Below are 3,970 nucleotides of genomic sequence, written 5' to 3' on the forward strand. Positions count from 1 at the left end.
GCGCGACAGCTTTTGAGGCCGTGAGGAACAGGCCCTGCTGGTCCTCGCAGAAAGCTGTCGCGCGCAAGGCGCGCTCCTACAACGCCACATATCCCGAGGTACCCGATGTCAGCTTCCCCGATCACCCGCGATTCCCATATCCTCGACCCCGGTTTCGAACTGACGCTGCGGCCGATGAAGTATCCGCAGTTCTACGAAATGTACCGCGCCGCCATCCGCAACACCTGGACGGTGGAGGAAGTGGATTTCTCGCTCGACACGGCCGACCTGAAGTCGAAGATGTCGGATGCGGACCGCCATCTCGTCCATCGCCTCGTGGCGTTCTTCGCCACGGGCGACACGATCGTGTCGAACAACCTCGTGCTGAACCTCTACCAGCACGTGAACTCGCCCGAGGCGCGGATGTACCTCTCGCGCCAGCTGTACGAGGAAGCGCTGCACGTGCAGTTCTACCTCACGCTGCTCGACACTTACATCCCGGAGCCGGCGGAGCGCAACAAGGCTTTCGCCGCCATCGAAAGCATTCCGTCGATCCGCCAGAAGGGCGAGTTCTGCTTCAAGTGGATCGACTCGATCCAGGGCTTGAACCGCCTGGAAACGCGTGAGCATCGCCGCCAGTTCCTGCTCAACCTGATTTGCTTCGCCGCATGCATCGAAGGCCTGTTCTTCTTCGCCGCGTTCGCCTACGTGTACTACCTGCGCTCGCGCGGCCTGCTCCACGGCCTCGCGTCGGGTACCAACTGGGTCTTCCGCGACGAGTCCGGCCACATGGCCTTCGCGTTCGACGTCGTGCGCACCGTGCGCGAGCAGGAACCCGATCTGTTCGACGACGACATGCGCACCCAGGTGGAAGCGATGCTCGAAGACGCCATCGCCTGCGAGACGCAGTTCGCCCAGGACGTGCTCTCCGGCGGCGTGGCGGGGCTTTCGGTGGCGGACATGCGCCAGTACCTCGAGTACTGCGCCGACCAGCGCCTGGTGCAGCTGGACATGCCGAAGAAGTACGGCGCGAAGAACCCGTTCGACTTCATGGATCTGCAAGACGTGCAGGAACTGACCAACTTCTTCGAACGCCGCGTGTCGTCATACCAGGTGGGCGTGCAGGGCGAGGTAGCCTTCGACCAGTCGTTCTAGCGTACGCTGCGACGAATCCATCCCCCGCCGGGCCGCCTGTCGAGGCGGCATCGGCGACTGCCCCATCGAATCGAAGGAGACACGCATGATCACCCGCAAACTCGGCAAGCACGGCCCGGAGGTTTCCATCCTCGGCCTGGGCTGCATGGGCATGAGCGAGTTCTACGGCGCGAGCGACGAGAAAGAGTCGATCGCCACGCTGGAGCGCGCCCTGGATCTCGGCATCACCTTCTGGGATACCTCCGACGCCTACGGCCCGCACACCAACGAGGAACTGCTTGGCCGCACGCTCCAGGGCCGCCGCGACAAGGTCTTCCTGGCGACCAAGTTCGGCATCGTCCGCGACCCCAACGATCCGCTGAAGCGCGGCATCAGCGGTCGTCCGGAATACGTGCGCGAGTCGGTGGAAGGCAGCCTGCGCCGCCTGAAGACCGACCATATCGACCTCTATTACCAGCACCGCGTGGACCGCACGGTGCCGATCGAGGAAACCGTCGGCGCCATGTCGCGCCTGGTGGAAGAAGGCAAGGTGCGCCATCTGGGCCTGTCCGAGGCGTCCGCCGAGTCGATCCGCAAGGCGGCGAAGGTCCATCCGATCGCCGCGCTGCAGAGCGAATACTCGCTGTGGACGCGCGATCCGGAAACCACCGGCACACTGGCAGCCTGCCGCGAGAACGGCATCGCCCTGGTGGCCTACAGCCCGCTCGGTCGCGGCTTCCTCACCGGCGCGATCACCAAGCCGGAGGACTTCGCCGAAGACGATTACCGCCGTCTCAACCCGCGCTTCACCGGCGAGAACTTCGCGAAAAACCTCGCCATCGTCGACAGGGTGAAGAAGTTCGCCGCCGACAAGGGCTGCACGGCCGGCCAGCTGGCGCTTTCCTGGGTGCTTGCCAAGGGCGACGACATCGTACCCATCCCGGGGACGAAGCGGGTGAAGTACCTCGAGGAAAACGCCGGCGCGGTAGACGTGAAACTGAGCGCTTCCGAGCTGGCCGAGATCGACGCCGTGTTCCCGCCTGATGCCGCTGCGGGCGACCGCTACGCATCCAACATGATGGGCTCGGTCAACGCGTAAGTCCTTGTCGGCGCGAGGGCTTATAATGGTGGTTTGTTCGCAGCAGCAAACCGCCATGCCGTCCCCCGACCATTCGCCACTGGGCAAGTCCACCGTCTACGCCGATCGCTACGACGCCGGGCTGCTCTTTCCCATCCCGCGCCAGGGAAAGCGGGCCGAGATCGGTGTTTCCGACACCGACCTTCCTTTCCACGGCGTGGATATCTGGAACGGCTACGAGTTGTCCTGGCTGGACGTGCGCGGGAAACCCGTGGTAGCCGTGGCGGAGTTCCGCTTTCCGGCAACGACGCCGAACATCGTCGAATCGAAGTCCTTCAAGCTGTACCTGAACGGTTTCGCCCAGGAGCGGATGGCGGATGACGCGCTCGTGCGCGACACGTTGCTCCGCGACCTCTCCACCGCCGCGGGCGGCCCGGTGACCGTGAGTCTCCGCTCGCCGGACGAACTGGACGGCACGCCGCTGGCCGAGCCGGAAGGCATCGTCCTCGACGCGCAGGAGCTGGACTTCGACAGCTACGGTCCGCCCCGGACCGAATTTCTCGGCACCCACGAAGGCCATGTGCGCGAAGTGCTGGTTTCCCACCTGCTGCGCTCGAACTGCCCGGTGACCGGGCAACCGGACTGGGGCAGCGTCCAGATCGCCTATACCGGCGCGCCCATCGACCGGGCGGGCCTGCTGCGCTACCTGGTCTCCTTCCGCAACCATACGGAATTCCACGAGCAGTGCGTGGAGCGGATCTTCATGGACCTCAGCGTCCGCTGCGTACCGGCGGAGCTTTCGGTGTATGCGCGCTATACACGGCGCGGCGGCCTGGACATCAATCCGTTCCGCAGCACCGACCCCGCCGCGGTCCCTGGAAACGCGCGCGGAGCACGCCAATGATGAACGACGCATTCATGCGCTCTTCATTGGTCTTGCCTTTAGTTGTGTAGCCTGTACGCTGCGGCGGCCGAGGAGGATCGCCTCTCTCACGCCTCGTTAGAACCCGACAAAGCCATTCCGGAATCCAGAACATGAAGCTTTCCTTCCGCTCGTCCGCCCTCTGCACGGCCACCATCGCCGGCCTGCTGGTCCTCACCGCCTGCGGCAAGAAGGAAGAGCAGCAGAATGCCGCCCCGGCCGCTGCCTCCACGGCACCGGCCGCCCCCGCCGCGGCGCCGCCGGCTACCGCTCCGGCCGCCGCGACCACCGCCGCCCAGAGCCCGGCTCCGGCCGTGCAGCCCGCTCCCGCCCCGGCTGCCCCCGCCGCTGCGGACACGCTGAAGGTCGGTTCGGTCACGCTCGGCAACGCCGTGGGCGCCGACAAGAAGGTGTCGAAGGAAAAAACCGCTTTCGCTCCGACCGACAAGACCATCTACGCTTCGGTCGCCACCGAAGGCACCACCGCCGGCGCCACGCTGAACGCGAAGTGGACCTACCAGGACGGCGAGACGACCACCACCGTCAGCGACATCAGCCAGTCGATCAGCACCGACGGCCCGGCGGTCACCACGTTCAAGATCCAGAATCCGAACGAGTGGCCGGAAGGCAAGTACAAGCTCATCGTCTCGCTGAACGGCCAGGCCGTGGGTAACGAGGCATTCGAGGTCAAGAAGAAGTAAAGAGCCCTCACCGGCCATCGGGTAGGGAGCCGGAATATTCCGGCCCCCTCCCACACCACCGTACGTGCGGTTCCGCATACGGCGGTTCACGAGTGACGCTGGAGACGCCGGCTGCTGTCGGCCAGTGAGACCAGTCGCAGCCGGTCGAAGAAGCGT

At 65.2% G+C, this 3,970-nt stretch carries 4 protein-coding genes; all 4 read left to right on the top strand.

The window, feature by feature from the left end; translation table 11 throughout:
* Positions 1-105: 105 nt before the first annotated feature.
* Positions 106-1,134 (top strand): ribonucleotide-diphosphate reductase subunit beta, encoded by a 1,029-nt coding sequence (locus VGM71_RS16500; protein ID WP_331547165.1) that lies wholly within the window; start codon positions 106-108, stop codon positions 1,132-1,134.
* 85 nt (positions 1,135-1,219) lie between these two features.
* Positions 1,220-2,212, top strand: coding sequence for an aldo/keto reductase (locus tag VGM71_RS16505; RefSeq protein WP_331547167.1), 993 nt, complete (start codon positions 1,220-1,222; stop codon positions 2,210-2,212).
* 55 nt (positions 2,213-2,267) lie between these two features.
* Complete coding sequence (queF, locus tag VGM71_RS16510; protein ID WP_331547169.1) at positions 2,268-3,095, top strand: NADPH-dependent 7-cyano-7-deazaguanine reductase QueF; 828 nt, start codon at positions 2,268-2,270, stop codon at positions 3,093-3,095.
* Between the two features lie 131 nt (positions 3,096-3,226).
* Entirely contained in the window at positions 3,227-3,814 is a 588-nt protein-coding gene (locus VGM71_RS16515; RefSeq protein ID WP_331547171.1) for a hypothetical protein, read from the top strand.
* Positions 3,815-3,970 lie beyond the last annotated feature (156 nt).

The sequence above is a fragment of the Luteibacter sp. genome (assembly GCF_036499525.1).
Lineage (GTDB): Bacteria > Pseudomonadota > Gammaproteobacteria > Xanthomonadales > Rhodanobacteraceae > Luteibacter.